The sequence below is a fragment of the Mesorhizobium sp. M0598 genome, from assembly GCF_040320865.1.
GTDB lineage: Bacteria > Pseudomonadota > Alphaproteobacteria > Rhizobiales > Rhizobiaceae > Mesorhizobium.
Genome location: NZ_JAMYQL010000007.1, coordinates 49,604 through 74,889 on the forward strand (window position 1 = coordinate 49,604; position 25,286 = coordinate 74,889).

36 protein-coding genes and 1 pseudogene are annotated in these 25,286 nt (G+C 60.3%); 32 read left to right on the top strand and 5 right to left on the bottom strand.

What is annotated here, in order from left to right; all coding sequences use genetic code 11:
- Positions 1 to 86 precede the first annotated feature (86 nt).
- The 6 genes from coxB (at position 87) to NKI59_RS11695 (ending at position 5,233) form a co-directional block, all read left to right on the top strand.
- Entirely contained in the window at positions 87 to 902 is an 816-nt protein-coding gene (gene coxB / locus NKI59_RS11670) for a cytochrome c oxidase subunit II (protein ID WP_023678900.1), read from the top strand.
- A gap of 91 nt (positions 903 to 993) precedes the next feature.
- A complete protein-coding gene (ctaD, locus tag NKI59_RS11675; protein WP_023678901.1) occupies positions 994 to 2,763 on the top strand; it encodes a cytochrome c oxidase subunit I in 1,770 nt (589 codons plus the stop codon).
- Positions 2,760 to 3,464, top strand: a complete 705-nt coding sequence (locus tag NKI59_RS11680) for a cytochrome c oxidase subunit 3 (protein WP_023678902.1) — start codon at positions 2,760 to 2,762, stop codon at positions 3,462 to 3,464. Before ctaD ends, NKI59_RS11680 begins: the two co-directional genes overlap by 4 nt.
- 13 nt (positions 3,465 to 3,477) lie before the next feature.
- Positions 3,478 to 4,200, top strand: coding sequence for a heme-copper oxidase subunit III family protein (locus NKI59_RS11685; protein WP_023678903.1), 723 nt, complete (start codon positions 3,478 to 3,480; stop codon positions 4,198 to 4,200).
- Between the two features lie 10 nt (positions 4,201 to 4,210).
- Positions 4,211 to 4,615, top strand: coding sequence for a cytochrome C oxidase subunit IV family protein (locus tag NKI59_RS11690; RefSeq protein ID WP_023678904.1), 405 nt, complete (start codon positions 4,211 to 4,213; stop codon positions 4,613 to 4,615).
- 144 nt (positions 4,616 to 4,759) lie between these two features.
- Complete coding sequence (locus NKI59_RS11695; protein WP_023678905.1) at positions 4,760 to 5,233, top strand: aminoacyl-tRNA deacylase; 474 nt, start codon at positions 4,760 to 4,762, stop codon at positions 5,231 to 5,233.
- Between the two features lie 66 nt (positions 5,234 to 5,299).
- On the opposite strand, the gene NKI59_RS11700 is transcribed toward NKI59_RS11695, so the two are convergent.
- The 5 genes from NKI59_RS11700 to tig all read right to left on the bottom strand — a co-directional run bounded on the left by NKI59_RS11700 (position 5,300) and on the right by tig (position 10,231).
- Positions 5,300 to 6,112 carry a DUF2189 domain-containing protein gene (locus NKI59_RS11700; protein WP_023678906.1) on the bottom strand — a complete coding sequence of 271 codons (813 nt, stop codon included), beginning with the start codon at positions 6,110 to 6,112 and terminating at the stop codon, positions 5,300 to 5,302.
- A 316-nt stretch (positions 6,113 to 6,428) separates the two neighbouring features.
- Positions 6,429 to 7,361, bottom strand: coding sequence for a heme o synthase (locus tag NKI59_RS11705; protein WP_023678907.1), 933 nt, complete (start codon positions 7,359 to 7,361; stop codon positions 6,429 to 6,431).
- Between the two features lie 146 nt (positions 7,362 to 7,507).
- Positions 7,508 to 7,861 (bottom strand): c-type cytochrome, encoded by a 354-nt coding sequence (locus tag NKI59_RS11710; protein WP_502894605.1) that lies wholly within the window; start codon positions 7,859 to 7,861, stop codon positions 7,508 to 7,510.
- A gap of 212 nt (positions 7,862 to 8,073) precedes the next feature.
- Positions 8,074 to 8,595 (bottom strand): hypothetical protein, encoded by a 522-nt coding sequence (locus tag NKI59_RS11715; RefSeq protein ID WP_023678909.1) that lies wholly within the window; start codon positions 8,593 to 8,595, stop codon positions 8,074 to 8,076.
- Positions 8,596 to 8,755: 160 nt separating this feature from the next.
- On the bottom strand, positions 8,756 to 10,231 hold the full coding sequence (tig, locus tag NKI59_RS11720) for a trigger factor (protein ID WP_023678910.1): 1,476 nt from the start codon (positions 10,229 to 10,231) through the stop codon (positions 8,756 to 8,758).
- 558 nt (positions 10,232 to 10,789) lie between these two features.
- On the opposite strand from tig, the gene NKI59_RS11725 reads away from it, so the two are divergent.
- The 26 genes and pseudogenes from NKI59_RS11725 to NKI59_RS11850 all read left to right on the top strand — a co-directional run bounded on the left by NKI59_RS11725 (position 10,790) and on the right by NKI59_RS11850 (position 25,131).
- Complete coding sequence (locus NKI59_RS11725) at positions 10,790 to 11,110, top strand: hypothetical protein (RefSeq protein WP_352704318.1); 321 nt, start codon at positions 10,790 to 10,792, stop codon at positions 11,108 to 11,110.
- Between the two features lie 153 nt (positions 11,111 to 11,263).
- A complete protein-coding gene (locus NKI59_RS11730; RefSeq protein ID WP_352704320.1) occupies positions 11,264 to 13,786 on the top strand; it encodes a DNA-directed RNA polymerase in 2,523 nt (840 codons plus the stop codon).
- Positions 13,787 to 13,862: 76 nt separating this feature from the next.
- Complete coding sequence (locus NKI59_RS11735; RefSeq protein WP_352704322.1) at positions 13,863 to 14,060, top strand: hypothetical protein; 198 nt, start codon at positions 13,863 to 13,865, stop codon at positions 14,058 to 14,060.
- Between the two features lie 69 nt (positions 14,061 to 14,129).
- Positions 14,130 to 14,396, top strand: coding sequence for a hypothetical protein (locus NKI59_RS11740; RefSeq protein ID WP_352704324.1), 267 nt, complete (start codon positions 14,130 to 14,132; stop codon positions 14,394 to 14,396).
- Positions 14,393 to 15,064, top strand: a complete 672-nt coding sequence (locus tag NKI59_RS11745) for a hypothetical protein (protein WP_352704326.1) — start codon at positions 14,393 to 14,395, stop codon at positions 15,062 to 15,064. The genes NKI59_RS11740 and NKI59_RS11745 overlap by 4 nt, the downstream gene beginning before the upstream one ends.
- 163 nt (positions 15,065 to 15,227) lie before the next feature.
- Positions 15,228 to 16,043 carry a hypothetical protein gene (locus NKI59_RS11750; RefSeq protein WP_352704328.1) on the top strand — a complete coding sequence of 272 codons (816 nt, stop codon included), beginning with the start codon at positions 15,228 to 15,230 and terminating at the stop codon, positions 16,041 to 16,043.
- 30 nt (positions 16,044 to 16,073) lie between these two features.
- Complete coding sequence (locus NKI59_RS11755; RefSeq protein WP_352704330.1) at positions 16,074 to 16,535, top strand: hypothetical protein; 462 nt, start codon at positions 16,074 to 16,076, stop codon at positions 16,533 to 16,535.
- Entirely contained in the window at positions 16,532 to 16,765 is a 234-nt protein-coding gene (locus tag NKI59_RS11760; RefSeq protein ID WP_352704332.1) for a hypothetical protein, read from the top strand. Before NKI59_RS11755 ends, NKI59_RS11760 begins: the two co-directional genes overlap by 4 nt.
- Positions 16,766 to 16,767: 2 nt before the next feature.
- Positions 16,768 to 16,947 (top strand): hypothetical protein, encoded by a 180-nt coding sequence (locus tag NKI59_RS11765; RefSeq protein ID WP_352704334.1) that lies wholly within the window; start codon positions 16,768 to 16,770, stop codon positions 16,945 to 16,947.
- Entirely contained in the window at positions 16,947 to 17,216 is a 270-nt protein-coding gene (locus NKI59_RS11770) for a hypothetical protein (RefSeq protein ID WP_352704335.1), read from the top strand. Before NKI59_RS11765 ends, NKI59_RS11770 begins: the two co-directional genes overlap by 1 nt.
- 56 nt (positions 17,217 to 17,272) lie before the next feature.
- Positions 17,273 to 17,539: a hypothetical protein gene (locus NKI59_RS11775; protein WP_352704337.1), complete on the top strand. Its 267-nt coding sequence runs from the start codon at positions 17,273 to 17,275 to the stop codon at positions 17,537 to 17,539.
- On the top strand, positions 17,539 to 17,784 hold the full coding sequence (locus NKI59_RS11780) for a hypothetical protein (RefSeq protein WP_352704339.1): 246 nt from the start codon (positions 17,539 to 17,541) through the stop codon (positions 17,782 to 17,784). Before NKI59_RS11775 ends, NKI59_RS11780 begins: the two co-directional genes overlap by 1 nt.
- On the top strand, positions 17,781 to 17,930 hold the full coding sequence (locus tag NKI59_RS11785) for a hypothetical protein (RefSeq protein WP_352704341.1): 150 nt from the start codon (positions 17,781 to 17,783) through the stop codon (positions 17,928 to 17,930). The genes NKI59_RS11780 and NKI59_RS11785 overlap by 4 nt, the downstream gene beginning before the upstream one ends.
- 9 nt (positions 17,931 to 17,939) lie before the next feature.
- Positions 17,940 to 18,314, top strand: coding sequence for a DUF7448 domain-containing protein (locus tag NKI59_RS11790; RefSeq protein ID WP_352704343.1), 375 nt, complete (start codon positions 17,940 to 17,942; stop codon positions 18,312 to 18,314).
- A gap of 134 nt (positions 18,315 to 18,448) precedes the next feature.
- Positions 18,449 to 19,960: a toprim domain-containing protein gene (locus tag NKI59_RS11795; RefSeq protein WP_352704345.1), complete on the top strand. Its 1,512-nt coding sequence runs from the start codon at positions 18,449 to 18,451 to the stop codon at positions 19,958 to 19,960.
- A 147-nt stretch (positions 19,961 to 20,107) separates the two neighbouring features.
- Positions 20,108 to 20,329 carry a hypothetical protein gene (locus tag NKI59_RS11800; protein WP_352704347.1) on the top strand — a complete coding sequence of 74 codons (222 nt, stop codon included), beginning with the start codon at positions 20,108 to 20,110 and terminating at the stop codon, positions 20,327 to 20,329.
- Complete coding sequence (locus tag NKI59_RS11805) at positions 20,329 to 20,940, top strand: ribonuclease H-like domain-containing protein (RefSeq protein ID WP_352704349.1); 612 nt, start codon at positions 20,329 to 20,331, stop codon at positions 20,938 to 20,940. The genes NKI59_RS11800 and NKI59_RS11805 overlap by 1 nt, the downstream gene beginning before the upstream one ends.
- A 328-nt stretch (positions 20,941 to 21,268) precedes the next feature.
- Positions 21,269 to 22,105, top strand: a complete 837-nt coding sequence (locus NKI59_RS11810; protein ID WP_352704590.1) for a DNA polymerase — start codon at positions 21,269 to 21,271, stop codon at positions 22,103 to 22,105.
- A complete protein-coding gene (locus NKI59_RS11815) occupies positions 22,102 to 22,344 on the top strand; it encodes a hypothetical protein (RefSeq protein WP_352704351.1) in 243 nt (80 codons plus the stop codon). The genes NKI59_RS11810 and NKI59_RS11815 overlap by 4 nt, the downstream gene beginning before the upstream one ends.
- Positions 22,271 to 22,552, top strand: a pseudogene (locus NKI59_RS11820) (GIY-YIG nuclease family protein); the annotation flags it as partial. The gene NKI59_RS11815 and the pseudogene NKI59_RS11820, both read left to right, overlap by 74 nt.
- On the top strand, positions 22,548 to 22,703 hold the full coding sequence (locus NKI59_RS11825; RefSeq protein WP_352704603.1) for a hypothetical protein: 156 nt from the start codon (positions 22,548 to 22,550) through the stop codon (positions 22,701 to 22,703). The pseudogene NKI59_RS11820 and the gene NKI59_RS11825, both read left to right, overlap by 5 nt.
- A complete protein-coding gene (locus NKI59_RS11830) occupies positions 22,700 to 23,038 on the top strand; it encodes a MazG-like family protein (RefSeq protein ID WP_352704353.1) in 339 nt (112 codons plus the stop codon). Before NKI59_RS11825 ends, NKI59_RS11830 begins: the two co-directional genes overlap by 4 nt.
- A complete protein-coding gene (locus NKI59_RS11835) occupies positions 23,038 to 23,256 on the top strand; it encodes a hypothetical protein (protein WP_352704355.1) in 219 nt (72 codons plus the stop codon). The genes NKI59_RS11830 and NKI59_RS11835 overlap by 1 nt, the downstream gene beginning before the upstream one ends.
- Entirely contained in the window at positions 23,253 to 24,059 is an 807-nt protein-coding gene (locus NKI59_RS11840; protein ID WP_352704357.1) for a hypothetical protein, read from the top strand. Before NKI59_RS11835 ends, NKI59_RS11840 begins: the two co-directional genes overlap by 4 nt.
- Positions 24,047 to 24,541, top strand: coding sequence for a hypothetical protein (locus tag NKI59_RS11845; protein ID WP_352704359.1), 495 nt, complete (start codon positions 24,047 to 24,049; stop codon positions 24,539 to 24,541). Before NKI59_RS11840 ends, NKI59_RS11845 begins: the two co-directional genes overlap by 13 nt.
- A complete protein-coding gene (locus NKI59_RS11850; RefSeq protein ID WP_352704361.1) occupies positions 24,541 to 25,131 on the top strand; it encodes a deoxynucleotide monophosphate kinase family protein in 591 nt (196 codons plus the stop codon). Before NKI59_RS11845 ends, NKI59_RS11850 begins: the two co-directional genes overlap by 1 nt.
- The last annotated feature ends 155 nt before the right edge of the window (positions 25,132 to 25,286 follow it).

Sequence of the window (25,286 nt, forward strand, 5' to 3'; positions counted from 1 at the left end):
GAATTTTCATCGCAAATCAAGTTATGATGCACTTGGTATTTCCCGGGACGGCTTGCGCCGCTTGGAATACCGGGAGGAACCGGGACATGGCCGTTGCGCTTGTACTCGTTCTGATAGTCGTGGGCTCGGTGTTGTTCCACTTCCTGAGCCCTTGGTGGTGGACGCCGATTGCCTCGAACTGGGACTATATCGACAACACCATCATCATAACTTTCTGGATCACCGGTGTCGTCTTCGCCGCCGTGGTTCTTTTCATGGCCTATTGCGTCTTCCGCTTCCGTCATCGGGAAGGCAATCAGGCGGCATATGAACCTGAGAACAGGCGGCTCGAATCCTGGCTGACGGTCGTCACCGCGGTTGGCGTCACCGCTTTGCTCGTTCCAGGCCTGTTCGTCTGGAGCCGGTTCGTTAACGTTCCAAGCGACGCAACCGAGGTCGAAGTCGTCGGCCAGCAGTGGCAATGGAGTTTCCGCCTCCCCGGCAAGGACGGCAAGCTCGGCACATCCGACACTCGCGACGTCAACGCTGAAAATCCACTCGGCGTCATCGCCACCGATGCCAACGGCCAGGACGATGTCGTAGTGGAAGCGGCCGACCTGCACCTCCCGGTAGGCAAACCGGTCAAGATGCTGCTCCGCTCGGTCGATGTGCTGCACGATTTCTACGTGCCGGAATTCCGCGCCAAGATGGACATGATCCCGGGCTCGGTCACCTATTTCTGGTTCACTCCGACCAAGACGGGGACCTTCCAGGTCCTGTGTGCCGAACTCTGCGGCCAGGGACATCCGATGATGCATGGCGTGGTCATGGTCGATACTCAGGAAGACTATCTGGCGTGGCTTGGCCAGCAGCAGACTTTTGCGCAGCTGTCCGCCCCCCAGCAGATGGGCTCGGCAGAGTAGGAAACCGGAACGACGGCGCGCCGTCGGGATTGAAATTAGTGTGGCAAGCCCGAACTGTCGGGCTGGCCGAAAAGGGCACGGAGGTGTTCCTATGGTCGATATCACACCTGCAGATGCGGTACCGCCGGCCGAAGTCGCGGAAATGGAACTCTACCATCCGCACAGCTGGTGGACGAAATACGTTTTCTCGCAGGACGCCAAGGTCATCGCCATCCAGTATTCGGCGACGGCGACAGCGATCGGCATGGTCGCGCTGGTGCTATCCTGGCTGATGCGGCTGCAACTCGGCTTCCCCGGCACATTCGACTTCATCACCCCGGAAGCCTACTACCAGTTCATCACCATGCACGGCATGATCATGGTGATCTACCTGCTCACGGCACTCTTCCTGGGCGGCTTCGGCAACTATCTGATCCCGTTGATGGTTGGTGCTCGCGACATGGTCTTTCCCTATGTCAACATGCTGAGCTACTGGATCTATCTGCTCGCCGTGCTGGTCCTGGTGTCGAGCTTCTTTGCGCCCGGCGGACCGACGGGTGCCGGCTGGACGCTCTATCCGCCGCAGGCGATCATGACCGGTACGCCAGGCGGCCAGGACTGGGGCATCATCCTGATGCTTGTCTCGCTGATCCTGTTCATCGTCGGCTTTACCATGGGCGGCTTGAACTATGTCGTGACGGTGCTGCAGGGGCGCACGCGCGGCATGACGCTGATGCGCCTTCCGCTTACTGTCTGGGGTATTTTCACCGCCACCATCATGGCGCTGCTCGCCTTCCCGGCGCTGTTCGTCGCCTGCGTGATGATGCTGCTCGACCGGGCGCTCGGCACCAGCTTCTTCATGCCGGCGATCGTCGAGATGGGCGAACAGTTGCAGCACGGCGGCGGCAGCCCGATCCTGTTCCAGCATCTGTTCTGGTTCTTCGGCCATCCGGAGGTCTACATCGTGGCGCTTCCGGCCTTCGGCATCGTATCCGACCTGATCAGCACCCACGCGCGCAAGAACATCTTCGGCTACCGCATGATGGTCTGGGCCATCGTCGGCATCGGCGCGCTGAGCTTCGTGGTCTGGGCGCACCACATGTATGTCAGTGGCATGCATCCCTATTTCGGCTTTTTCTTCGCCACAACGACATTGATCATCGCCGTCCCAACAGCCATCAAGGTCTACAATTGGGTGCTGACGCTGTGGCGCGGCGACATCCACCTCACCATACCGATGCTTTTTGCCTTGGCCTTCATCGTCACCTTCGTCAATGGCGGGTTGACTGGGCTATTTCTTGGCAATGTCGTCGTCGACGTTCCGCTATCGGACACGATGTTCGTCGTCGCCCATTTCCATATGGTCATGGGGGTTGCCCCGATCATCGTAATCTTCGGCGCGATCTATCACTGGTATCCGAAGGTCACCGGCCGGATGCTGAACGAGACACTGGGCCGGTTCCATTTCTGGGTCACCTTCCTCGGCGCCTATCTGATCTTCTTTCCCATGCACTATCTCGGCTTGATGGGCGTGCCGCGGCGGTACAACGAATTGACCGACATGACGATCATGACGGAATCGGCCCATCACCTGAACTCGTTTATCAGCATCATGGCTTTTATAGTCGGTTTTGCTCAGATTGTGTTTCTGTTCAATCTCATCTGGAGCATCCGCCATGGCCGTGAGGCTGGCGGCAATCCGTGGCGGGCAACGACGCTCGAGTGGCAGACGCCCGAAACACCGCCCGCCCACGGCAATTTCGGCAAGGATCTGCCGATCGTCTATCGCTGGGCCTATGACTACAGCGTACCGGGAGCCAAGGAGGACTTCATACCGCAAAACGTTCCGGGCTCCTTCGCGCCCTCCAGGGAGCCGGCATGAGCGTAATCCTGGTCTTCCTGCTCGTGATCGCCGGTATTGCCGGGTGGTGGCTTTCCCATCAGCGGCTAATGACGAAACCGTGGCTCGAGCAAGGTATGATCGGGGATTTTGTCGCTCTGGACCGATCGGCGCTGCCGACCGCAAAGATCGGTCTCGGCGTCTTCCTTGCCGTCGTCGGCTGCCTGTTCGCGCTGTTCACCAGTGCTTACTTCATGCGCATGGCGCTGTCGGATTGGCGGCCGCTGCCCATCCCGCCCCTGCTCTGGCTTAACACCGGCGTACTGGTCTTGAGCAGCATTGCGATACAGTGCGCTTCGCTCGCGGCGCGCAAGGGTCAAGTGGACATGGTCAGGCTTGGCCTCGCCACCGCTGGACTCACGGCGCTCGTCTTCCTGATTGGACAGCTTGTGGCATGGCGGGAACTGAGTGCGGACGGCTATTTTCTGGCATCCAATCCGGCCAACAGCTTCTTCTACCTGCTAACGGGAATGCATGGCCTGCATATACTGGGAGGACTGGTCGGGCTGGGCAGAACGAGCGTCGGCGCCTGGAACGGAGCGCAGCCGCAGCGGCTTCGCCTCAGTGTCGAGCTGTGCGCCATGTACTGGCATTTCCTGCTTTTCGTCTGGCTCGCCATCTTTGCGCTTCTGGCCGGCTGGGCTTCGACTTTAATCGACATTTGCCGAGGGTTGCTGACCTAGGAGGAACGGGCGGATGGCAGAGACGACACTGGCCCACATCGGCCGAACAGAGCCGCGGCCCGCAGGCTGGCAAGGCATCGCCGCCGACTGGTCCTCGGATCAGCGGGCGTTCAAAAACGTGTCCTGGGGCAAGGCCATGATGTGGATCTTCCTGCTCAGCGACACGTTCATCTTCGGCTGCTTCCTGCTCTCCTACATGACCGCGCGTATCTCAACACGCGTGCCGTGGCCCAATCCGAGCGAGGTCTTCGCCCTGCGCATCGGCGGCTCCGACATTCCACTGATCCTTATCGCCATCATGACCTTCGTGCTGATCTCGAGCAGCGGAACGATGGCCATGGCGGTCAATTTCGGCTACCGCCGCGACCGCCGCAAGACGGCAGTGCTGATGCTCTTGACCGCAGCACTCGGCGCGACCTTCGTCGGCATGCAGGCCTTCGAATGGACCAAGCTGATCACCGAGGGCGTGCGGCCTTGGGGCAATCCTTGGGGCGCTGCCCAGTTCGGCGCATCCTTTTTCATGATTACCGGCTTTCACGGCACGCACGTGACGATCGGGGTGATCTTCCTGATCATCGTGGCGCGAAAGGTCTGGCGCGGAGACTACGACGTCGGACGGCCCGGCTTCTTCACCAGCCGGAGGGGCCGCTACGAGAACGTCGAAATCATGGGGCTTTACTGGCATTTCGTCGACCTGGTCTGGGTGTTCATTTTCGCATTTTTCTATCTTTGGTGAGAGGCAGGACATGGCTGAAGCAACCGCAAACGGCCTGGGACAGCATGCGCTGGACAGCGCCCGTACCCATGATGCGACGACGACCGGGTTTACCCCGGCGGAGGTTCATCAAGAGCACCCGATCAAGCTCTATCTGGTGGTCTGGGCCTGGTTGTTCATCCTCAGCACCTGCTCCTATCTGGTCGACTATTTCGGTCTCCACGGCTATCTCAGATGGTCGCTGATCCTGATCTTCATGATCCTCAAGGCAGGGCTGATCGTCGCCATCTTCATGCACATGGCCTGGGAACGGCTGGCGCTGACATATGCAATCATCCTGCCGCCGGTGCTGGTGCTGGTGTTCGTGACGATGATGGTCTTCGAAGCGGACTACACGCTTCTCACCCGAATGGCGTTTTTCGGGGCCGGGCCCTGACATGCAATCCGGATCCAGGCGGTCCGGTCCTGGAGCCTTCGCCTTGAAACAATCCACGGCTGGTCCATTTCTGTTGGTATCGGAAACGACAGGCAATGCCGGCGTTTCCACATGCGTCGCGAACACCAGCAAGGGGCGCCCAAGATGACCATCGCAAACAGACTGAAGGACTTCATCGACAGAAAAGGAATTTCCTACGACACCGTCGAGCATCACCGCACGGCGACAAGCAGACAATCCGCCATTGCGGCACATGTGCCTGGCAGCATAATGGCCAAATCGGTGGTCGTTCACCACGACCGTGGCTACGCGCTCGCCGTGGTTCCAAGCACGCACAGGATAGAACTCGCGACATTGCAGGATGTCATGGACAAGCCTCTTGGACTTGCCTCCGAAGACGAGGTGGTCTCGTTGTTCGGCGATTGCGATGTCGGCGCTGTGCCGCCGATCGGCGCTGCCTATGATGTGCCAGTGGTCCTCGATGAAAGCCTCGGCGACGCTCCCGAAGTCTATTTCGAGGGCGGTGACCATAGGACGCTGGTGCATGTGAGCGGCAAGGATTTCCGCGACCTGACAAAGGACGCGCGCCAGGCCCGTTTCAGCCACCCGGCCTATTGAAAGCTCTGCCCCACCCTGCCCGCGCCGGCACTTTCACCGGTGCGCGCAGGGCAGGTTTTTTTCAGCTCACGGTCTGGTGGCCGGCGGCGATTCCACAACTTTCCGATAGACATGCCAGGTCGCATGACCAAGGATCGGCAGCACGACTGCCAACCCGGCGAACACTGGCAGCGAGCCGACGATCAGGGCGACGGCGACGATAAGGCCCCACACGGCCATCACGATCGGGTTGGCCAGGACAACGCGCACCGAGGTGTGGATGGCTTCGTAGGCGCCGACATCGCGGTCGAGCAACAACGGGAATGCGACGACCGTGGTGCACAACACAACCGCGGCGAACACGAAGCCGATGGCGTGACCCAGGATGATGAGCGTCCAGCCGCGTCCCGTGGCGAATATTTCACTGATGAAGCTGGACAGCGATTGCGGCGGCGCCGGGCCGAACAGGGTCTGGTAGAATATCTGGGCCGTCAAAAGCCAGGCGATAAAGATCGCAAGCAGCATGACGCCGACCGCTGCAATAGCCGGCAGTGCCGGAGAACTCCTGACTTCAAAGGCGTGCCTCCACGAGGCGTCGAGCCCGGCTTCCCGTCGCCGGCTGATCTCATAGAGGCCGATCGCCGCGAACGGACCAATCAGTGCAAAGCCGGATACAAGCGGAAACAGCAATGGCAGCGTGTTGTTACCTGATGTCCAGACAGCAAGCACGACTCCCGCAATCGGATAGATCAGGCAGAGAAAAACGATGTGCGACGGTTTGACCATGAAATCATCGACGCCACGCCTGAGCGCATCAAAAAGATCGGAGACACCGATTTTTCGAATTCTGGTGTGTTCCAGCGTCTCGCTGGCGCCTGCTATCACGTGAAAGCTTGCCATGACCATTCCTCCAGACCAGGTCCGGTAAGGTCGCGTTTTACGGTGCTGCCGTTCTGCATGATTGGCCCACGCAAACCGCGACCTGCACCATGATCAATATACTCTCATGCGGGGGACTTGTCGCGCTTTGTAGGAAGGCCCGGGAGTAGGAGCTCCCGGGTAGCCTGACTAGCTACGGACGCCGTTCTTCGATATGCTCTTCTAGTCGAAGGTGAAGGTCATGGACGGAAGGACAGTTCTCATACTCGGCCTTGGCGTCATTATTCTGCTGTTGCTGGGATTTTGTGCTCTGCCAACGTGATGTTTTGAGCCGGGGTCAATAGTCGGCTGAAGCGATCACTCGCATTACAATGGTGTCGGCAAGCAACGCCGCAAATATTGCGAAAAGATAGACAATCGAATACGCAAACAGTGCCTTTGCCGGCTTCATCTCCTTGTCGGCGACGAGAACCTTCCAGGCCTGCCAAATGAAACCTGCACCCAACGCGGCTGAAACAGTGCCGTAATATCCGCTCGCGAAGCCGAAGCCCCAAGGAAGCACGCCGATTGGCGCCAAGAGCAGCGAATAGGCGAAGATTTGTTTTCTGGTCGAGTGCTGGCCGGCCACATTCGGCATCATCGGGACCCCCGCCGCGGCATAGTCACCGACCTTGAAAAGGGCCAGCGCCCAGAAATGAGGCGGCGTCCAGAGGAAAATGATCAGAAACAGGATGAGACTTTCAATGCCGATTGCGCCGGTTGCAGCAGCCCACCCGATCACCGGAGGAAGGGCGCCTGCCGCGCCGCCTATGACGATATTCTGTGGCGTCGAGCGCTTCAGCCACATCGTGTAGATAACAACATAGAAAAAGATGGTGAACGCCAACAACGATGCGGCGAGCCACCCCACCAGCACGCCGAGCGTCATGACCGACAGTGCGGAAAGCACCAGACCGAAGCTGAGAGCTTCGCCAGGCGTGACGCGACCGGACGGAATTGGTCGCTTGGACGTGCGAGACATCAAGGCGTCTATGTCTGCGTCGTACCACATATTGAGCGCGCCGGCGGCTCCCGCTCCAACCGCGATTGCGCCGATGGCAATTACGGCGATAACTGGATTCATCACGCCGGGCGCCATCATCAGGCCGACGAAGGCAGTAAACACGGCAAGCGCCATGACGCGTGGCTTCAAAAGCGCAAAGAAATCACCCGCCGTCGCCTCCGAGAGGCGGATGCCGGTATCCTTGAGACGGCTTTCTTCAGTCGACATTCAGACGACCACCGATGGGAATGGCAGCCTAGCCGGCCAATGTCTTTTTTGCAACGAGCCGCCCTCCCACCGACACTGCCGGCAGATTGCGGCCGAGGCTATGCCTCGACCTGTTTGCTATGCCAAGATCCGGCGGAAGAGCCGGGCTATTTGGAGAATTGCTTCAGATAAGCAATGACGTTGGCGATGTCCTCGTCTTTCTTGAGGCCGACAAACGCCATCTTGGTTCCTTTGACCATCGCCTTGGGATCGCGAAGGTAGGTCGTCAGCGTGGCTTCGTCCCATTTAACGCCGGATTTTCCGGCCTCGGTCATAGCCTTGGAATAGCTGAACCCTGGATGCGTGCCGGCCGTTCGGCCGATGACGCCGTTCAAGGACGGACCGATCTTGTTCTGATCCTTGTCCGCGATATGGCAGACCTTGCATTTGGCGAAGACCTTCTCACCCGCCGCGGCATCCTGTGCCCGCGAGGGGCCGGCAATGACGGTGGCGACGGACATGATGATGAAAAACACAATGGCACGCATGGCATTTCCTCCCTGATCGCCAATTTGCCCTGGCTGACCTGCACAGGCCGACATTTAGTCCGCTGGCATGCGCTCTTGAATGGCAGAACGGATATCCAATGCCTGGGGTTGCGGCACCTACATACCACAGAACCCGGCCGGCAGGTAGAGTTCGGCCATGCAAAGGTTTAATGCGGACAATCTGCTCAAGGCAATTTGGTGTTGCAGCTGGCGGCGATCCGGCCGATCGCCTCTTCAACTCCGGTGAGGTCAAACTCGGCTTTGCCGCGCCCCGACAGCAGCCCGAACCGCCAGGACAGCAGCAGCCGGTCCGCGGAAATCAGTCGCCTGATGCCGTCGGCACCGTCGCGGACCAGCATTCTGCTGCGCGGGCCGACCGACCAGCTTTCGTTGAGCTTGCCGGATTGGCCGACAGTCACCGACATGGCGATGGTTCGGCTGGCGGAAACGGTGTCGCTCAGTTGCAGCCATTCGCTCCAACGCGGTTCGCCGGCTGTCCGGCAGGCGATCGTCAAAACCGGGCTGTAGCTCAATGCGCCGCCACCGGTGATGAGCTTGTTGGTCGCGTAAAGCGAGGCGGTGACAAGGCCATCGCTGCTCTTGTCGAACCGCCAGTTGTCGAGAACCGTATCAGCCTGGGCAATGCCGCAGACCGACGCAAGCAGGAACGCCGCCGCCACGCTTCCGATACCGAAGAACTGTCTCAACGATGCCTCCAACAACCGCTGCGGTCAGCAACCCAGCGCAGATAATCATCAAAGCTTCATATCGCTACCTCGACCGCCAGATGCGTGAAATCCGTTGCGTCTGCGCCACAACGAAAAAGGCCGCCTCGAGAAGGCGGCCTTTCGGAATTCAGCAGGGACGTTATTCAGCGTCCTTGGCGGCCTTCTTCTTCGGCGCGGCCTTTTTCTTCGGCTCTTCAGCGTCGTCGTCGGCCTTCTTGGTGTCCGCTTTTTTCGCAGCCGCCTTCTTCGCCGGCTTGGCCTTGGTTGTCTCCGTATCCTCGTCGTCGGCCAGCAGCTCTTCCTTGCTGACCTTGACATCGGTGACCGAAATCTGGCCGAGCAGATGGTCAACCACCTTCTCTTCGAACATCGGCGCGCGCAACGTGTTCAGCGCTTCGGGATTATTGCGATAGAATTCGAAGGCTTCCTGCTGCTGGTTGGCCGGATAGCGACGCACCTGCTCGAACAGGCCGCGCTGCAATTCCTCGTCCGTCACGGTGACGCCGGCCTTCTCGCCGATTTCGGCGAGAACCAGGCCGAGACGCACGCGGCGCTCGGCAAGCCGCATGTATTCGGCACGCGCTTCTTCTTCCGTCGTCTCTTCGTCGGCAAAGGTGCGCCCAGCAGCTTCGAGGTCGCGGTTGACCTGGTTCCAGATGTTGTTGAACTCGGCCTCGACGAGCTTGGACGGCGCCTCGAACGAGTAAGCAGCGTCGAGCTGGTCGAGCAACTGCCGCTTGACTTTCTGGCGCGTTATCGAGCCGAACTGGTTCTCGATCTGACCGCGCACCACCTCGCGCAGGCGCTCCAGCGATTCAAGGCCGAGATTTTTGGCCATCTCGTCGTTGATCTCAAGCGCACCGGGCTTCGACACTTCCTTGATCGTCACGTCAAAAGTGGCTTCCTTGCCGGCCAGATGCGCCGCCTGGTAGTTTTCCGGGAAGGTAACCGTGACCTGCTTCTCGTCGCCGGCCTTGCTGCCGACCAGCTGGTCCTCGAAGCCGGGGATGAATTCCTTCGAGCCGAGCACCAGCGGCTGATCGGTGCCGGCGCCGCCGCCGAAGGCTTCGCCGTCGATCTTGCCGACATAATCGATGGTCACGCGATCGCCCTCGGCGGCCTTGCCGGTCTTCGGCTCGTAAGTGCGGGCGGATTCAGCGACACGCTTGACCTGCTCGTCGATCTCTTCATCCGGCACGTCGAACACCTGGCGCGTCACCTTGATGTCGGAGAAATCCTTGATCTCGATCGGCGGAATGACCTCATAGTTCAGGCGGAACTCGAAATCGGCACCGCCTGCCAGGATCTTCTCGGCTTCCTTCTCGTCCTCGGTCATGATCACTTCAGGCTGCATGGCGGCCTTTTCGCCGCGCCCGGTGATGATCGAACGGGTCGAATCATTGAGAATCTCGTTCACCACTTCGGCCATGAATGATTTGCCGTAGACCTTGCGCAGATGCTGAACCGGCACCTTGCCGGGGCGGAAGCCGTTGATGCGGACCTTGTTCCTGGCATCGGAGAGCCGCGCCATCAGCTTGGCTTCCATGTCACCGGCCGGCACGGTGATCTTGATCTCGCGCTTGAGACCGGAGTTGAGCGTTTCGGTGACCTGCATCATAAAACCTTTGTTTCCACCAATGAGGCCGTCAAACGGCCCCTGCCGTTTACAGCCTGCCGGTATGATCTTGCCGGGAATGGCTTTTGGTGCGGGACTTGGCGATCTGTCCGCTCAACGCGGCACAAATCCTCCAGAAATACGCTCCAAAATGTGAATAAGTCTTTGTTTTTCCTACTTCTTATCACATTCTGCAGAAGCGGATCGTCGCGTCCCGTCACATTCGACACGCCTTTTGTCACAGGCGCGGCCGATTTTCAACCATCTTTGCATTCCGGCCAATGATGCCGATGTGGGCTCTGACATTGACAGAATGATGGCTACATGGGATTGGCCGGGCAATGCGGATGTGGCGGAATTGGTAGACGCCCTGGATTTAGGTTCCACCCCTAAGCAAATCCGCTACCGGAGCTACCCCCCAAAACCCTTGTAATTCATGCCGTTCAGCCCTGCTTTCGAGCCCTGAGCCGGTCGTCTCCGTTTGCGGAGTAGATTTGGTGACCCAGCGCTCTTGTGGCACGGAAGTTGTGGCATGGTGACATAGCAGGAGAACAAACCGTGAGCAAAATCAAACACGCCCGTGAGGCCATCGACGTCCTAGCCCGTGACATGAGGGAGTATGGCCTTCACCCAGAATGGTCCCAACGCCTGCGTGGCATCCTGGCTGACTTCCTGACGCCGAACCCAATGCTTCCTCGGGCACCACGCAGCAGGACCAACAACGTGAGGCTGACGCAGGAGCTGGCCACGATGATTAGGTCCCACAAGCAGAACCACCCTGAGGCCCGCCAGCGCGACATGAGCGCCATCTTCAGGATCGATCAAGCTCACGTCTCCCGCGTCCTGCGCGGCGTAGTGTTCCCTGCGGTGGCTGCCTGATGGCCGAGAACAGGAAGGGCGTCCACGTCCTCGCAAAGATCAGCGGCCTGCCCTACCGGGACGTGAAGCTGATCCTCTACCAACTCATGATGGATGCACCCGCCGCCGAGCGGGCTGCCCGAACGTTGGCCGCAGCCATATTAGGAGAAGCTATTGAACGCGCACGTCTCACTGAACCCGTCGATCCGCCAAGCCGAGCTGGAGATCGAAATGACCGGCCTCGGCACAGCGCGCTACCACTCCTACGTTAAGAAGGAAGTGGAGGCTGAGCGTGGCTCCGAGATCAAGACCGGCACCCACCTCATGCAGCAGGTCATCGGCCCTATGTCGACCGCTATCCGCACCTTCGTGGATGACGTCTACGCCGGCCGTCCTGGCCCCAAGGCGGTGGCCGCTAGGCTGATCCGTCACATGGACCCCCAGGTTGTCGCCTACCTCGCCGCCCGGGCAATCCTCAGCCGCCTCATGCACCGCAGCTCGGCCACTCTGATCGGGGTCGCTCGGCTCGTGGCCATCGCGGTCGAGGGCGAGGCCCGGTTCGAGGAGTTCGCCAAGCAGAACCCAAAGCTGTTCGCCAAGATCACCAAGGGACTGTCCGACGACGGAGCTACCGAGCAGCACAAGCGGGTGGTCCTAAACTATTCCATGGGCAAGTACGACATCCCTTGGGACCGCTGGTCGAAGCAGGAAATGATCCTCCTCGGCTCCAAGCTGGTCGAGGTCTTCTGTGAGCAGACCGGCCTCGCCTCCATCGAGCTAACACAGGCCACCTTCAGCGGACCCTACCGCGAGCAGTACCTGGTCTCGATGACGCCCAAGGTCACCGACTGGATCAGCAAGTCCATCATGAAGGGTGAGCTGCTGCAGCCCTACTACATGCCTACCGTGATCCCGCCGAAGGATTGGGACAGCCTCTCAGGTGGCGGCTACCATACCGAGGCAGTGCGCCCGCTCCAGCTCGTTCGTCGGGCTCGACCTGGGCAGATTACCTTGCTCAAGGAAGCACACCTGGGGGCCGTCTACGGTGGCCTGAACGCCATCCAGAAGACGGGCTGGGCAATCAACGACCGCATCCTCGACGTGATGAAGCAGTTCATCGCGGCCGGCTCAGACGTGGCAGGGCTCATCCCCAGGCGCGACATCGACATGCCTGAGCGTCCTGAAGGCATTGACACCGACCCCACCATCCTCCGCGAATGGAAGTGGAAGGCTCGGGACGTCTACAAGGCCAACCTCCAGCGCGCCCAGGATCGGCTCGCCCAAGAACAGCTCATCGAACTGGCCGAGAAGTTCAAGGGTGATCCGCTGTTCTTCCCGCACAACCTCGACTTCCGTGGCCGCGCCTATCCGGTCCCGCTCGGGCTCAACCCACAGGGACCTGATAACGTCAAAGGTCTCATCATGTTCGACGAGGGTCTCCCGCTTGGCGAGGAAGATGGGCCGCGCTGGCTCATGATCCACGGTGCCAACGTCTTCGGCATCGACAAGGTCAAGTTCGACGACCGCGTCAAGTGGGTCAACGACAATGGCAGGGCGATCTGTGACTGTGCCAAAGACCCATTCGCGAACCTGTGGTGGACCGAGGCCGACAAGCCGTGGTGCTTCCTCGCGTTCTGCTTCGAGTATCGGGAGATGCTCACCAACCAGTCGACCTACCGGAACCGCCTGCCCATCGCTCTCGACGGGTCCTGCAACGGGCTCCAGCACTTCTCGGCCATGCTACTCGACAGTGTTGGTGGCGCAGCCGTCAACCTGATCCCATCCGACGAGCCGCAGGACATCTATGCTGTTGTCGCCCAGGAAGCGACAGCCTCACTGCGCCGTATTGCCTCCGCAACCGGAGACCTTCCGATTGAGGAGACACCTGACCCAGACGACAAGAAGAAGCGTGGACCGACCGAGGCTGAGCGCCGACGTTGGGCTCACGAGTGGCTTCACTTCGGGATCGACAGAAGCACCACCAAGCGGCCGGTCATGGTTCTGCCCTACGGTGGAACCCCTAGGTCGTGCGTCAAGTACGTCGAGCTGGAGATCAAGAAGAGGATCGATGCCGGCCAGGAACACAACCTGGGGGACGACCTCCCTCGGGCCATTGGGTTCTTGTCCAGCATCATCTGGTCCAGCATCGGTGACGTTGTCATCGCGGCCAAAGAGGCCATGGCGTGGCTTCAACAGGTCGCGAGGATCATCGCCAAGAAGAACCTCCCGGTCCACTGGACGACACCCTCAGGCTTCGTCGGTTACCAGAGCTACATGGACACCCGTCACCGCCTGATCAAGACGAAGATCAGCGGCTCGATACTCCAGCTCCTCAACCACGAGGAGACGGACGACATCAACCGAGCGAAGCAGGCCACCTCGATCAGCCCCAACTTCGTCCACAGCCTAGACGCCTCGGCCATGATCCTCACGGTCGATGCACTGGCCGGCGATGGCATCAAGTCTTTCGCCATGATCCACGACAGCTACGGCACCCACGCCTGCAACACAACCAAACTGGCGACGAAGCTCCGCGAGGTCTTCGTCCGCATGTATGAGACCAGTCCCCTCACCCACTTTCGTGATGAGCTGGTCGAGAACCTTGGCCCGTCACTAATCGACGAGCTTCCCGAACTTCCACAAACAGGAGACCTAAACCTCTGGCAGATCATGAACAGCGACTTCTTCTTCGCCTAATCGTCTCCGCAAACGGAGCGACTGACAAACCGGAGGTTAGGGTGAACAGTGGCCCTACGAAACCGAAAGGAACATTATGAGCAGGAATATAACCCTAAGGATGGGCGCAGCCGGCCACGACATAAGCGTCGGCTCTGTGACCATCGACCTTGCAGCAGCTTCGAAGACGGAGCGCTACGAGGTTCGCCGAACCCTGATCGAAAGCCTCAAGGCTGACGGCTACTTCGGCAAGAAGGAACAGCGCAAGGCGATCCACCGCGAGCGCCGCGCATGAGCATCACCTCAGCAGTGCTGCTCGCCATCGTCCTCATCCTCATCACCCGAGCCATGACAGGAGGCCCACATGCCCCGGCTTAACCGCGACGTTCTGAACATGGCCGGCCCACGCGAAGTGGCAATGGCCTCCCTCACGGTCCTCGACCGACTGCAGGACTTCCGCCCCGAAATCCAGATCATGGGCGCGGCGGCGGTCTTCCTCGAACTGGCAGCTCATCTCGGCATTCCTGCTCAGGAAGCCTTCGCTGCGACCAAGAACCTCATCAACGGCGATGACGGCAAGCGAGCCGAGTTCCGCGCCATCACCGCATACCTCAAGGGAGAAATCGCATGAAGAAGTTCAACAAAGGCGACCGCGTCCGTCGGATCACGTACGGCAACACCGACGCTGGCCAGAAGATGCTCGTTGGCTCTGAATGGACCGTTGTCCGACAGGTCAGGGACATGATCGAGGTCGAGGGTTTCGCCAAAGGCCAAGCGTCCAGCCTCGTTCAATACTTCACGCTGGTCAAGGCAGCACCAGCCGCTCCCCAGGTCGGCGACAGCATCATGGTCACCGACGTCCCCTCCTACTGGTGGATCAAGACCGGCATGGTCGGCGAGATCACCGGCCACAACTCCGGGACCTACGCCTTCAACATCAAGATCGGCACCCAGCGCTGCTCCCTCAATGCTGACAACTTCGTCGTCGTCCCCAAGCAGTATCTGCGGGATCAGGCAGCGTTCGACCGCGCCAAGAAGGCAGCGTTCGAGGCCCGCCATTCTGGCCCCTTCTATCCCATCACTGGCCGGCGCGCTGACTTCATCATCATGGACGACATCGCACCCACCAAGAAGGTCAACAAGCAGGCTCCCATCAAGTCGGTCAAGGTCGCCCCGGAGGCCATCCTCCAGCTCCTCACCGACTACGTGAAGGGCACCCTCGGCATCGACGCCCAGGTCACCAAGATCACCTCCTCCTTCGAGAAGTCCTTCGATCTGGTCCTGAAGGCGGAAGCATGATCCGCCCGACACCAGCCCTCCACGCCGCCATCCTCACTTGGAGGCGCGGCTACCCCATCCCAGTCGATCTCTGGGCCAAGCTCACCAATCAAGGGTTCGACGTCTCGTCCCTTGAACGCCGTCATCTCGTCTAATTACCTCCCATAAAGGACCTACTCCGCACATGGCAAAAGAAGCACGTACTGAATACCAGAAGTTCACCACCCCTCGCGTCATCTTCGTCTACCCGAAGCTCAGCGAACCGGACTACGGCAACGAGAAGTTCCCGAAGCCGGATGGCGAATACTCGACCAAGGTCATGATGTCCCTGGCTGACGCCGAGACGTTCTGTGACACCAAGTTCGGCGGCAAGCCGTCGCTCAACGAACTGTTCGAGGCTGCCACCCGCAACGCCGAGAAGGCATTCGCCGAGCTGGACAAGGGCACCCGCGAGAAGTTCAAGAAGAAGGGCGTCACCGGCCCTGCGATGAATGCTCTGTTCGAGACGGTCTTCGACAAGGAAACCGAGGAAGACACCGGCAACGTCGCCTTCAAGATGGCCAAGAAGGCCTCGGGCGAAGTCAAGAATGGCCCGCGCGCTGGCAAGCTCTGGTCGTCGCGCCCCGATCTCTATGACGCCAAGGGCCAGAAGATCAAAGGCACCAAGGTCATGCAGAATGGCCATCAGGTGAAGGACAAGGCCGGCAACCCGGTCTTCAAGTTCCCGAACATCTGGGGCGGCACCGAAGGCAAGATTTCGTTCGCAGTCGGCGACGGCTACTTCATCCCTGGCACTGCAGCCGGTGGCCTGAAGCTGATGCTTGAAGGCGTCCAGCTCATCGACCTCGTCTCCAACGGCTCCCGCTCCGGCGCTTCCCACGGCTTCGGCGAGGAAGAAGGCGGCTTCGAGTACGACGAGAGCGAGAACGAAGAGACCTCGGACGACAGCGACGGCGGCACCGAGACTGGCGGTTCGTCGGCCGGCGAAAGCGACTTCTAAGCGTTGGCCAACCCACGCTGGAAGCCCTCTGTGCGGCAAGCCGCCATCGCCAAGGGTTTCCGATCTGGGCTCGAAGACAAGGTGTCGGGGGACCTCAACTCCCTCGGCATCACCTACACCTACGAGGCCCACAAGATCACCTATGAGGTGCCCGCTCGGGAGGCGAAATACACCCCCGACTTCCTCCTCGACAACGGCATCATCGTAGAGACCAAAGGCCAGTTCGTTACGGCCGACCGGCAGAAGCATCTGCACATTAAGAAGCAGCACCCCGGCCTCGACATCCGGCTCGTGTTCTCCCGATCTGCCACCCGCATCTCCAAGCAGTCGTCCACCACCTACGCCATGTGGTGCGACACCCACGGCTTCCAATACGCCGACAAGTCCATCCCCCAATGCTGGATCGACGAAGCCCCGACTCCTGGGCGCTCGGAAGCCAATTCAACCATCCTCAAAACGGCCACTCCAAAGAAAGCGAAAGCCACCAAATGAAGAACCTTCTGAACCTCATCATGGGCGCAGTGCGTCCCTCGACCGCCAAGGCCATTGCCGGCGTCACCAAGGCCATCGACCAGCTCAACGCCGTGGTCGCCTACGAGGACCGCAAGGCCCTTCTGATCGAAGCCCGCATCGAAGTTCTGGAACAGCTCCAGGGCGAGGCCTACGTGGCCCGTGACGAAGCCGCCAAGATCGCGAAGCGCTTCACCAAGCTGGTGGCATGATCATGAAGGCCGCAGCACTCTTCCAGATCGCTCTCATTGTCGCCTTCATCTATGGCTGGGTCGTCAACCTGATCGACGTGATCCACCTGTTCTCGTCCGACGCTCCCCTGACGACGAGCGGCATCATCCGCATCATCGGCATCCCGGTGGGCTTCCTCGGCGCAATCCTGGGCTGGCTCTGATGTCGGGCCGCACCATCGACCAGTTCTTCACCCTGCTCGTAGGCATCGTCGTCGTCGTCGTGGCCATTGCCCTGTCGGCGGCTAACGGCTCGGCCTTCGGTGTGATCGCCGGCCTCATCGCCCTCTCGGTTGCCTACGTGGTCAACATGATGGGCGCTGCCGGGGTCATCCAGTCCGTCCGCACCTTCCGTGTCGCCACGTTCTTCGCGGTCGTCTCATGGTTGGCCTCGGTCGCCTCGATCATCGCTGCCGGCATCAGCTCGCTCTGACGCCTCGGGGGGCTCCTTCGGGGGTCCCCAACCTCCCCTCATTCAAGGAAGACAAGATGCGCGCCTCAATCTCCCTGAGCGATCTCCAGCGGTATGTCGAACGTCTACCCAGCACCAAGCGCAACCCGCGCGACGGCCCGGTCGTTCGCATGGCCATCCAACCTGACCTCGACTACCTCTATCGCCACTCGCCCAACCACCCGATGCACTACGAGATGATGACCGTCTCAACCATCGAGTTCCACTGCCGGCCCACCAAGGTCAACGGCGTGGAATGCACCGCTTGGTACTATCACGACATCCTCGTGAAGGTGTCCGTCTGATGGCCAAAGCGAAGTCCACCTTCGAGCTGGCTGACGAGGCCACTGACGGTCTGATGACCACGATCCGCGAGATGATGGACAAGTCTCTCGCCGACAACATCACTCAGTTCGCCGCCGTCGAGCCCAACGTCCTCAACATCGACGAGCTGGCCAACATGATGCGCTTCATCGGCCATCAGACCCTGCTCGCCAGCACCCGCCTCACCATGATCGCCAACAACATCAAGGTCGAGGAGGTCGGTTGACCTTCGAGCAGCGCTTCATGCGCGACCTCGCCCTCTACGGCAAGGCCTTCATCGTGACCGGGCGGCAGCAGGGCAAGTCCCTGATCTCGCCGCTGATGGTCAAGTTCCAGCTCCAGCAGCACCAGAACACCCCCTTCAACGGATAGGAGGCCCTTGTGGTCAACCGATATGCCAACGTCTCCGACATGCTCGGAGCGACCCTTTCGCGCGTCCATCAGGATGGCGACGAAGAGATCACCTTCGAGACCAACGACGGTCGCCGGTTCGTGATGTTCCACGAGCAGGACTGCTGCGAGAACGTGACCATCGACGATGTCGTGGGCGATCTTCAGAGCCTCGTCGGCAACCCCATTCTGGTTGCTGAGGAAGTGTCCAGTGACGACGAGGAGTTCGAGGCCAAGAACTACGCCGAGAGCTTCACTTGGACCTTCTACAAGTTCGCCACCATCAAGGGCCACGTCGACATCAAATGGTTCGGTAGCTCCAACGGCTACTACAGCGAAGGCGTGAGCTTCCGCCAGACCGCCTGATGCACGAAACCGAGAGCGAGTTCCTTCGCAAAGAGCCGTGCCCAAAGTGCGGCTCGAAGGACAACCTAGCCCGATACACGGACGGCCACGCGTACTGCTTTGGCTGTCGGCACTACGAACCCGGAGAACATGAATTGGAAACACAGACCGAGGCTCCATCGGAGCAGCGGACGACGGACTTTGTTGCTCTCGGGGAACCATCAGATTGGCAGAGCCGTGGCATCAACCTGGAGAGCGCGCAGAAGTGGGGCTTCACCCGCTCGACGCTCAACGGCGACCCCGTCCGTCTGTTCAACTACCGCAACGCCGCACAGCAACTCGTGTGGCAGAAGATCAGGTTCGCCGGCAAGGACTTCAGGTCCAAGGGTCTCAAGGAAGACATGTGCCTGTACGGCATGTGGCTCTGGCGGGACGGTGGCAAGAAAATCGTCATCACCGAAGGCGAGCTGGACGCGATATCAGTCAGCCAGATGCAGGGTCACAAGTGGCCTGTCGTGTCGATCCCCAACGGCTGTGACGGCGCTGCCAGGGCGCTGAAGAAGAACCTCGCGTGGCTGGAGAACTACGAGGAGATCATCCTCATGTTCGATCAGGACGACGCAGGCCAGAAGGCTACGGCCGAGTGCTGCCAGATCGGGTTCACCCCAGGCAAGCTCAAGGTCGCCACACTGCCCCTCAAGGACGCCAATGCGATGCTCATGGAGGGTCGCATCAAGGAAACCATCGACGCGATCTGGGGTGCCAAGGTCTACCGACCGGACGGCATCGTAGGCGTCAGCGACATCATGGGCGACCTGATGAAGCCGGTCGAGTGGGGCCTGAAGTGGTGCATTGAGGAGCTGACCCAGCACACCTACGGGCGGCGCATGGGCGAGGTCTACGGCTTCGGAGCCGGCACGGGCATCGGCAAGACCGACTTCCTGATGCAGCAGATCGCCTTCGACATCACTGACCTCCAGATGAATGTCGGCGCGATCTTCCTCGAACAGAAGCCTGTCGAGACCGCCAAGCGGGTCGCCGGGAAGCTGGCGGGTCGGATGTTCCATGTGCCCGACGCAGGGTGGACCGAGGAAGAACTCGTCCGCGCCGCGACCGAGCTGGATGGCAAGCTGTTCTTCTACGACAACTTCGGCCAGACCGACTGGGACATCGTCAAGGGTCACGTCCGCTACATGGCGGTCACCCTGGGCCTCAAGCTGATCTACATCGACCACCTGACGGCTATGGCCGACACAGGCGACGAGCGTGGCAGCCTGGAGCAGATCATGAAGGAAATGGCCGGGCTCGCCAATGAGCTGGGCATCATCATCCACTTCGTCTCCCACCTGACCACACCAGACGGCAAGCCCCACGAAGAAGGCGGGCGAGTCATGATCAGGCACTTCAAGGGCTCCCGAGCAATCGGCTTCTGGTCCTTCTTCATGTTCGGCCTCGAACGAGACCAGCAGAACGAAGATCCGATTATCGCCACAACCACTGTCTTTCGCATCCTCAAGGATCGCTACACAGGACGATCCACCGGCAAGACCATCAACCTCGGCTTCGACGCTGAGACCGGCCGGCTGTTCGTGCGTGAAGATGATCCGTTCGCCGAGAAGACCGGCTTCGTGGATGAGACGGCGGCAGACGACAGCCTTCCGTTTTGAACGACCACACCAACGATACCTATCCCTCGGACGTGACGATCTCGCGCCGGGGGAACCAACTCACCCTCAAGTTCAGAACTGCCACGGTCCACCTGTTCGCTGACAAGTGGAGGGAGATCGTGTGCGCAATTCAAGAGGTCTGCCACGATGTCCCAATCAATCCTCAACCTGACGACCCTCCTGCTCGCTGAGAAGGAAGAGAAGCGTCAGCTCTACAACCGCCTGAAGGAAGTCGAACGCAGCCGCGATCACTTCGCCTCCAGCGCCATGAACGCCGACAACCTCAGGGACCAGATCAGGGTCCTTCAGGACGAGAACAAGCAGCTCGACAAGGCCCTCGGCACCGCCGTCGCGGCTCTGACTGCCTGATGGGTCTTCAGACCCTCGTCTTCGATATCGAGACGAACGGACTGATCCCAGAGATGACAGTGATCCACTCACTGGTCATCAAAGAGTACGAGACCGGAACCATCTGGTCATGCAGCGACCAGCCGGGTTCGATGTTCCCAGTCGAGTTCGGCCTGCGCCTGCTCATGGATGCCGACACTATCGTCGGACACAACATCCAAGAGTTCGACATCCCAGCCATCCAGAAGCTGCACCCCGACTTCAAACCTCGGGGCACCGTTCGGGACACCCTGATCCTGTCGCGCCTCATCTGGGCCGACCTGACAGATGCCGACTTCCGGCGTTCCGACATGCAGAAGCGCAAGGGTCTCAAGTGGATTGAGCCCTTCATGTTCGGCCGCCACTCCCTCGAAGCCTGGGGCCAACGCCTGGGCAAGTGGAAGGGCGACTACGGGGCGATCAAGAAGGCAGAAGGCAAGGCCCTCGGTCTCGAAGGTGAAGCCCTGGTCGCCCACGTGGGGCACATGGTCCCAGGAAATGCAGGACTACTGCGTTCAGGACGTCGAGGTCACCGCGGAATTTTGGGCTCGCTGCCTGGGCAAAGGCTTCTCGGAAGAGAGCTGGAATCTTGAGCATGACGTTCGCAGGATCGTCAGCCGGCAGGAGAAGTACGGCTTCGCGTTCGACGAGGCAAAGGCCGCTGTCCTCTACGGCATCTTGGCCCAGGCTAAGGCCGACCTTGAGCGTGAGTTAGCTCTGGTCTTCAAGCCCTGGTATCGGAACAAGGGCCAGCGCTCCTCGACCTTCGACCGCACGATGGTCCAGAAGCAGCACCCCATCCTCGGCTACGAGCGGGACAAGAAGGGCGACTTCAAGATCGTCAAGAAGACCGGCGAGAAGAAGCCGATCTACGTCCAGTGCCAGTGGGGAGCCGGCGACCTCTACACCGACGTCAAGCTCATGCCGTTCAACCCCGGCTCGAGAGATGACATCGCTGACCGCCTGAAGCTGCTCTACGGGTGGAAGCCCTCGGAGTTCACCAAGGACGGCAGCCCCAAGGTTGACGACGAGACCCTGCAGGCCCTGCCCTGGCCCGAGGCGAAGCTGCTCACCCGCTACCTGATGGTTCAGAAGCGAATTGGCCAGCTCTCGGACGGCAAGGAAGGCTGGCTCCGTCACGTCCGCAACGGTCGCATCCATGGGCGCATCAGCACCAATGGCGCGGTCACCGGCCGCATGACCCACAGCAAGCCGAACATCGGTCAGGTCCCAGGCATCCACGACAAGAAGACCGGCGAGTTGATGCCCTACGGTCGGGAATGTCGCGAGCTGTTCACCGTGTCCAAGGGCAAGGTGCTGGTCGGCTGTGACGCCGATGCATTGGAGCTGCGAGACCTCGCCGGATACATGGCTGCCTACGATGGTGGCGCGTACATAAAGACCGTCCTCGAAGGCAACAAGGCCAACGGCACAGACATGCACACCCTCAACGCTGCGGCGCTTGGGTGTACGCGTGAGCAAGCCAAGACTTGGTTCTATGCCTTCATCTACGGTTCCGGTGACGCCAACCTGGGTGCCATCCTGGGTGCCGCTCCGTCCAAGCAGATGTCGGTCGGTAAGCTCTCGCGGGCCAAGTTCCTCGCGGCGCTGCCGGCGCTCAACAAGCTGATCTCAGCGGTCAGGCTAAGTGCCTCGCCACCAAGCAGCTCAAGGGTCTCGACGGTCGCATCCTCTCCGTACGGTCACCTCACTCCTGCCTCAACACGCTCCTGCAGTCTGCCGGCGCGATCCAGATGAAGCGGGCTTTGGTGATCCTTGACAACAACCTACAGGCCCTCGGGCTTGTCCCCGGCGTTCACTACGAGTTCGTCGCAAATGTCCATGATGAATGGCAGATCGAGGTCGATGAAGATAAGGCCGAGCTGGTGGGAAAGACTGCTGCTGAAGCAATCCGCCTCGCTGGTGAATATTACAAGTTCCGCTGCCACCTCGCCGGCAACTCTTCGTACGGCCAGAACTGGGCGGAGACACACTAAAGCCAGCCAGAACACTCCCGGTCACGTCTACGTCGCAGTCAATGCAGCGTGGCCGGGGCGGTGCAAGGTCGGCCTCGCGAAGGACCTAAAGAACCGCCTTCAGCAGATGAACACGAACGACCCAGACCGGGCGTATCGCTTCCACGAAACGAGGATATTCAATGATCGCAAGCAAGCTGAGGCAATTCTTCACGAGCTGCTGGATGGCTATCGCATCCCCGGCACCGAATGGTTCGAGCTACATCCTGACGATGCGGCCGGCATGTTACGGGGGCTCCATCGCAGGCAGTCTTCGGGAGATCGACCGGAAGGCGATGGCCAAGCTGATGGCTGACAAGTACGGGATCGTCGGCGAGTGAGCGTCCAAGTTCACCTATCGCTCCGATCTGCCAACGTCGCTCGGAATATCGAGTGGCTCGACGGCACACCACCCCTCAGCCTGTCCTTTCGTGGAAACGAGCTGGCCGGCGAAGTGGGCGAAGCCTGCAACGTCCTCAAGAAGCTGGAGCGCGCCCGCCTCGGCCTAAAGGGTTCCCGAGACACCTTAGAGCATCTGGCTGAGGAGCTGGCTGACGTCATCATCTGCTGCGATCTGATCGCCATGGATGTGGGCATCAACCTCGACAAGGCCGTGGCCGACAAGTTCAACGCCACGTCCGAGAAGGTCGGGCTGAAGACGCGGCTGTTCCTCTGATGCTGTACGCCCTCCGCAACACCGCCACCGGACGCCTAATGGCATTCGTCAGCTCACCCATAGAGACCGACGAGCCGTCCAAGGCTGTCCTGTACACCTCCGAGAAGAACGCTAGGGCCTCCATAAGGCAGCGGCAGAGGCTCGCTGCACAATGGCCGGAACACTTCCCAGCTGACTTCACCATCGTCCCACTCAAGCTCACCGAGGAGACCATTTGAGAACACTTCTGATCGACGGGGACATCCTCGTCGTGTCAACCGGAGCTGCCCTGGAGGTCGAGACCGACTGGGGCGACGACGTCTGGACGCTCACCTGTGACGTGGGTGAAGTCAAAGCAACCATCATGGCGACTGTCGCCCGCATGGAGAAAGACCTGAAGGCCGATGCGTCGGTCATCACCCTGTCGAAGGGCTCGGTCTTCCGTCACGACATCTACCCTGCATACAAGCACGGACGGTCACGCAAGCCGGTCGGAACCAACGAAGTCAAGCGCTGGCTGATCGAAGAGAAGGGCGCGAAGTTCAAGCCCGGGATCGAGGCCGACGATGTCATGGGCATCCTGGCCACCAACCCTCGGCTGATCAAGGGCGAGAAGATCATCTGCTCGGCCGACAAGGACATGAAGACCATCCCAGGCCTGCTCTACCAAAACGGCGAGATCACCAAGATCAGCCGCGAGGAGGCCGACAAGAACTGGCTCTTCCAGACCCTGACCGGTGACACCACGGACGGCTATCCCGGCTGCCCCGGCCTCGGCCCTGTCACTGCCCTGGCTGCCCTGAACGAGAACCTTGGGTGGGAGCAATACACCCATGAGTTCACCACCGGGAAACGCAAAGGCGAGACCGAGCTGAAGTGGCGCACCGTCGAGAAGGCAACCCAATGGGAAGCCGTGGTCAGCCAGTTCGAGAGAGCCGGCCTGACCTTCGACGACGCCCTGCTGCAAGCCCGCCTCGCCCGCATCCTCCGCAACGACGACTACGACCATGTCAAGAAGGAACCGATCTTATGGACGCCGTGAAGCCCACGATCTACCTCGACCTCGACGGCGTTCTCGCTGACTTCGACCAGCGCGCCGGCCGCATCCTCGGCACCGACAACATCTACAAGTGGGAGTTCATCCATGGCGCGAAGGCGTTCTGGGACAAGCTGAACCAGCACAAGAAGTTCTTCGAGTACATGGAACCGAAGGAAGATGCCTACGTCCTGTGGGACGCCGTGGCCAGCACTAAGCCTGTCATCCTGACTGCGCTGCCCAAGAAGGATGCCACCGACGTTGACGAGCAGAAGCGCCTGTGGTGCGCGAAGCACCTCGACCCGGATGTCAAGGTCATCACATGTGAGACCAGCGACAAGCCGCTCTACTGCAAGCCGGGTGACATCCTCGTCGACGACCGCGCTGTCAATCGGGCCGCGTGGCTCAAGGCTGGCGGCACCTACATCCTGCACACGGAAGCCAAGCTCACCGTCGCGGTCCTTAGGGCTCTCGGCGCAATCAACTGATGGCATCTAAAGTCATCGCCTTGTCGGGTCCTGCGGGGTCCGGCAAGTCGGAAGCTGGCCGGTATCTCGTGGAGGCCCACGGCTACCAGACAGTGAAGTTCTCAGGCCCGCTCAAGGCAATGCTCCGAGCATTCTACGTGAGCGTTGGCCTGGATGATCCCGAGCAGATCGAGCGCCGGATCGAGGGTGACCTCAAGGAAGTCCCTGACCCGTACCTAAACGGTGCCACGCCGCGCCACGCAATGCAGACCCTGGGTTCCGAATGGGGCCGTGGACTGATGAGCGACGACTTCTGGATCAGGAGCTGGGAGCGCAAGGTCGACAGCGTCGAGGGGCCGGTGGTCACCGACGATTGCCGGTTCGAGAACGAGGCCGAGGCGGTCATGTCTGCCGGTGGTGAAGTCGTTCGGCTGCACCCCAAGGTCTACAGAAGGGGCACCTCCAGCCACGCCTCGGAGTCCGGCATCAGCAGCGACTGGGTGAACCATGTGGTCACCAATGATGGAAGCATCGCTGACCTGCAGGACAAGATGTTGGAAATCATCGAGCCCATCCACGTCGTCACCTTTGGGGACCTCGAAAGTGAATAGGGTGAACAGTGGCACTACGGAGGGGTTCATCCCCGCTCCTGTAGTCTCTCGGGATGCTATCGATGCGCTAAAGCGTATCTTTCCCAACACCCTCCCGATGAACTTAGAGATTTCCGACCGTGAGCTTGGGGCTTTGATCGGAGAGCAGAGGGTCA

Excerpts from the sequence above, each read along its gene's own strand:
- coxB (WP_023678900.1), top strand. The coding sequence starts at position 87 with ATGGCCGTTGCGCTTGTACTCGTTCTGATAGTCGTGGGCTCGGTGTTG.
- ctaD (WP_023678901.1), top strand. The coding sequence starts at position 994 with ATGGTCGATATCACACCTGCAGATGCGGTACCGCCGGCCGAAGTCGCG.
- NKI59_RS11680 (WP_023678902.1), top strand. The coding sequence starts at position 2,760 with ATGAGCGTAATCCTGGTCTTCCTGCTCGTGATCGCCGGTATTGCCGGG.
- NKI59_RS11685 (WP_023678903.1), top strand. The coding sequence starts at position 3,478 with ATGGCAGAGACGACACTGGCCCACATCGGCCGAACAGAGCCGCGGCCC.
- NKI59_RS11690 (WP_023678904.1), top strand. The coding sequence starts at position 4,211 with ATGGCTGAAGCAACCGCAAACGGCCTGGGACAGCATGCGCTGGACAGC.
- NKI59_RS11695 (WP_023678905.1), top strand. The coding sequence starts at position 4,760 with ATGACCATCGCAAACAGACTGAAGGACTTCATCGACAGAAAAGGAATT.
- NKI59_RS11700 (WP_023678906.1), bottom strand. The coding sequence starts at position 6,112 with ATGGCAAGCTTTCACGTGATAGCAGGCGCCAGCGAGACGCTGGAACAC.
- NKI59_RS11705 (WP_023678907.1), bottom strand. The coding sequence starts at position 7,361 with ATGTCGACTGAAGAAAGCCGTCTCAAGGATACCGGCATCCGCCTCTCG.
- NKI59_RS11710 (WP_502894605.1), bottom strand. The coding sequence starts at position 7,861 with ATGTCCGTCGCCACCGTCATTGCCGGCCCCTCGCGGGCACAGGATGCC.
- tig (WP_023678910.1), bottom strand. The coding sequence starts at position 10,231 with ATGCAGGTCACCGAAACGCTCAACTCCGGTCTCAAGCGCGAGATCAAG.
- NKI59_RS11735 (WP_352704322.1), top strand. The coding sequence starts at position 13,863 with ATGAGCAGGAATATAACCCTAAGGATGGGCGCAGCCGGCCACGACATA.
- NKI59_RS11740 (WP_352704324.1), top strand. The coding sequence starts at position 14,130 with ATGCCCCGGCTTAACCGCGACGTTCTGAACATGGCCGGCCCACGCGAA.
- NKI59_RS11745 (WP_352704326.1), top strand. The coding sequence starts at position 14,393 with ATGAAGAAGTTCAACAAAGGCGACCGCGTCCGTCGGATCACGTACGGC.
- NKI59_RS11750 (WP_352704328.1), top strand. The coding sequence starts at position 15,228 with ATGGCAAAAGAAGCACGTACTGAATACCAGAAGTTCACCACCCCTCGC.
- NKI59_RS11760 (WP_352704332.1), top strand. The coding sequence starts at position 16,532 with ATGAAGAACCTTCTGAACCTCATCATGGGCGCAGTGCGTCCCTCGACC.
- NKI59_RS11765 (WP_352704334.1), top strand. The coding sequence starts at position 16,768 with ATGAAGGCCGCAGCACTCTTCCAGATCGCTCTCATTGTCGCCTTCATC.
- NKI59_RS11770 (WP_352704335.1), top strand. The coding sequence starts at position 16,947 with ATGTCGGGCCGCACCATCGACCAGTTCTTCACCCTGCTCGTAGGCATC.
- NKI59_RS11775 (WP_352704337.1), top strand. The coding sequence starts at position 17,273 with ATGCGCGCCTCAATCTCCCTGAGCGATCTCCAGCGGTATGTCGAACGT.
- NKI59_RS11780 (WP_352704339.1), top strand. The coding sequence starts at position 17,539 with ATGGCCAAAGCGAAGTCCACCTTCGAGCTGGCTGACGAGGCCACTGAC.
- NKI59_RS11800 (WP_352704347.1), top strand. The coding sequence starts at position 20,108 with ATGTCCCAATCAATCCTCAACCTGACGACCCTCCTGCTCGCTGAGAAG.
- NKI59_RS11805 (WP_352704349.1), top strand. The coding sequence starts at position 20,329 with ATGGGTCTTCAGACCCTCGTCTTCGATATCGAGACGAACGGACTGATC.
- NKI59_RS11810 (WP_352704590.1), top strand. The coding sequence starts at position 21,269 with ATGCCGTTCAACCCCGGCTCGAGAGATGACATCGCTGACCGCCTGAAG.
- NKI59_RS11815 (WP_352704351.1), top strand. The coding sequence starts at position 22,102 with ATGAAGCGGGCTTTGGTGATCCTTGACAACAACCTACAGGCCCTCGGG.
- NKI59_RS11825 (WP_352704603.1), top strand. The coding sequence starts at position 22,548 with ATGGCTATCGCATCCCCGGCACCGAATGGTTCGAGCTACATCCTGACG.
- NKI59_RS11835 (WP_352704355.1), top strand. The coding sequence starts at position 23,038 with ATGCTGTACGCCCTCCGCAACACCGCCACCGGACGCCTAATGGCATTC.
- NKI59_RS11845 (WP_352704359.1), top strand. The coding sequence starts at position 24,047 with ATGGACGCCGTGAAGCCCACGATCTACCTCGACCTCGACGGCGTTCTC.
- NKI59_RS11850 (WP_352704361.1), top strand. The coding sequence starts at position 24,541 with ATGGCATCTAAAGTCATCGCCTTGTCGGGTCCTGCGGGGTCCGGCAAG.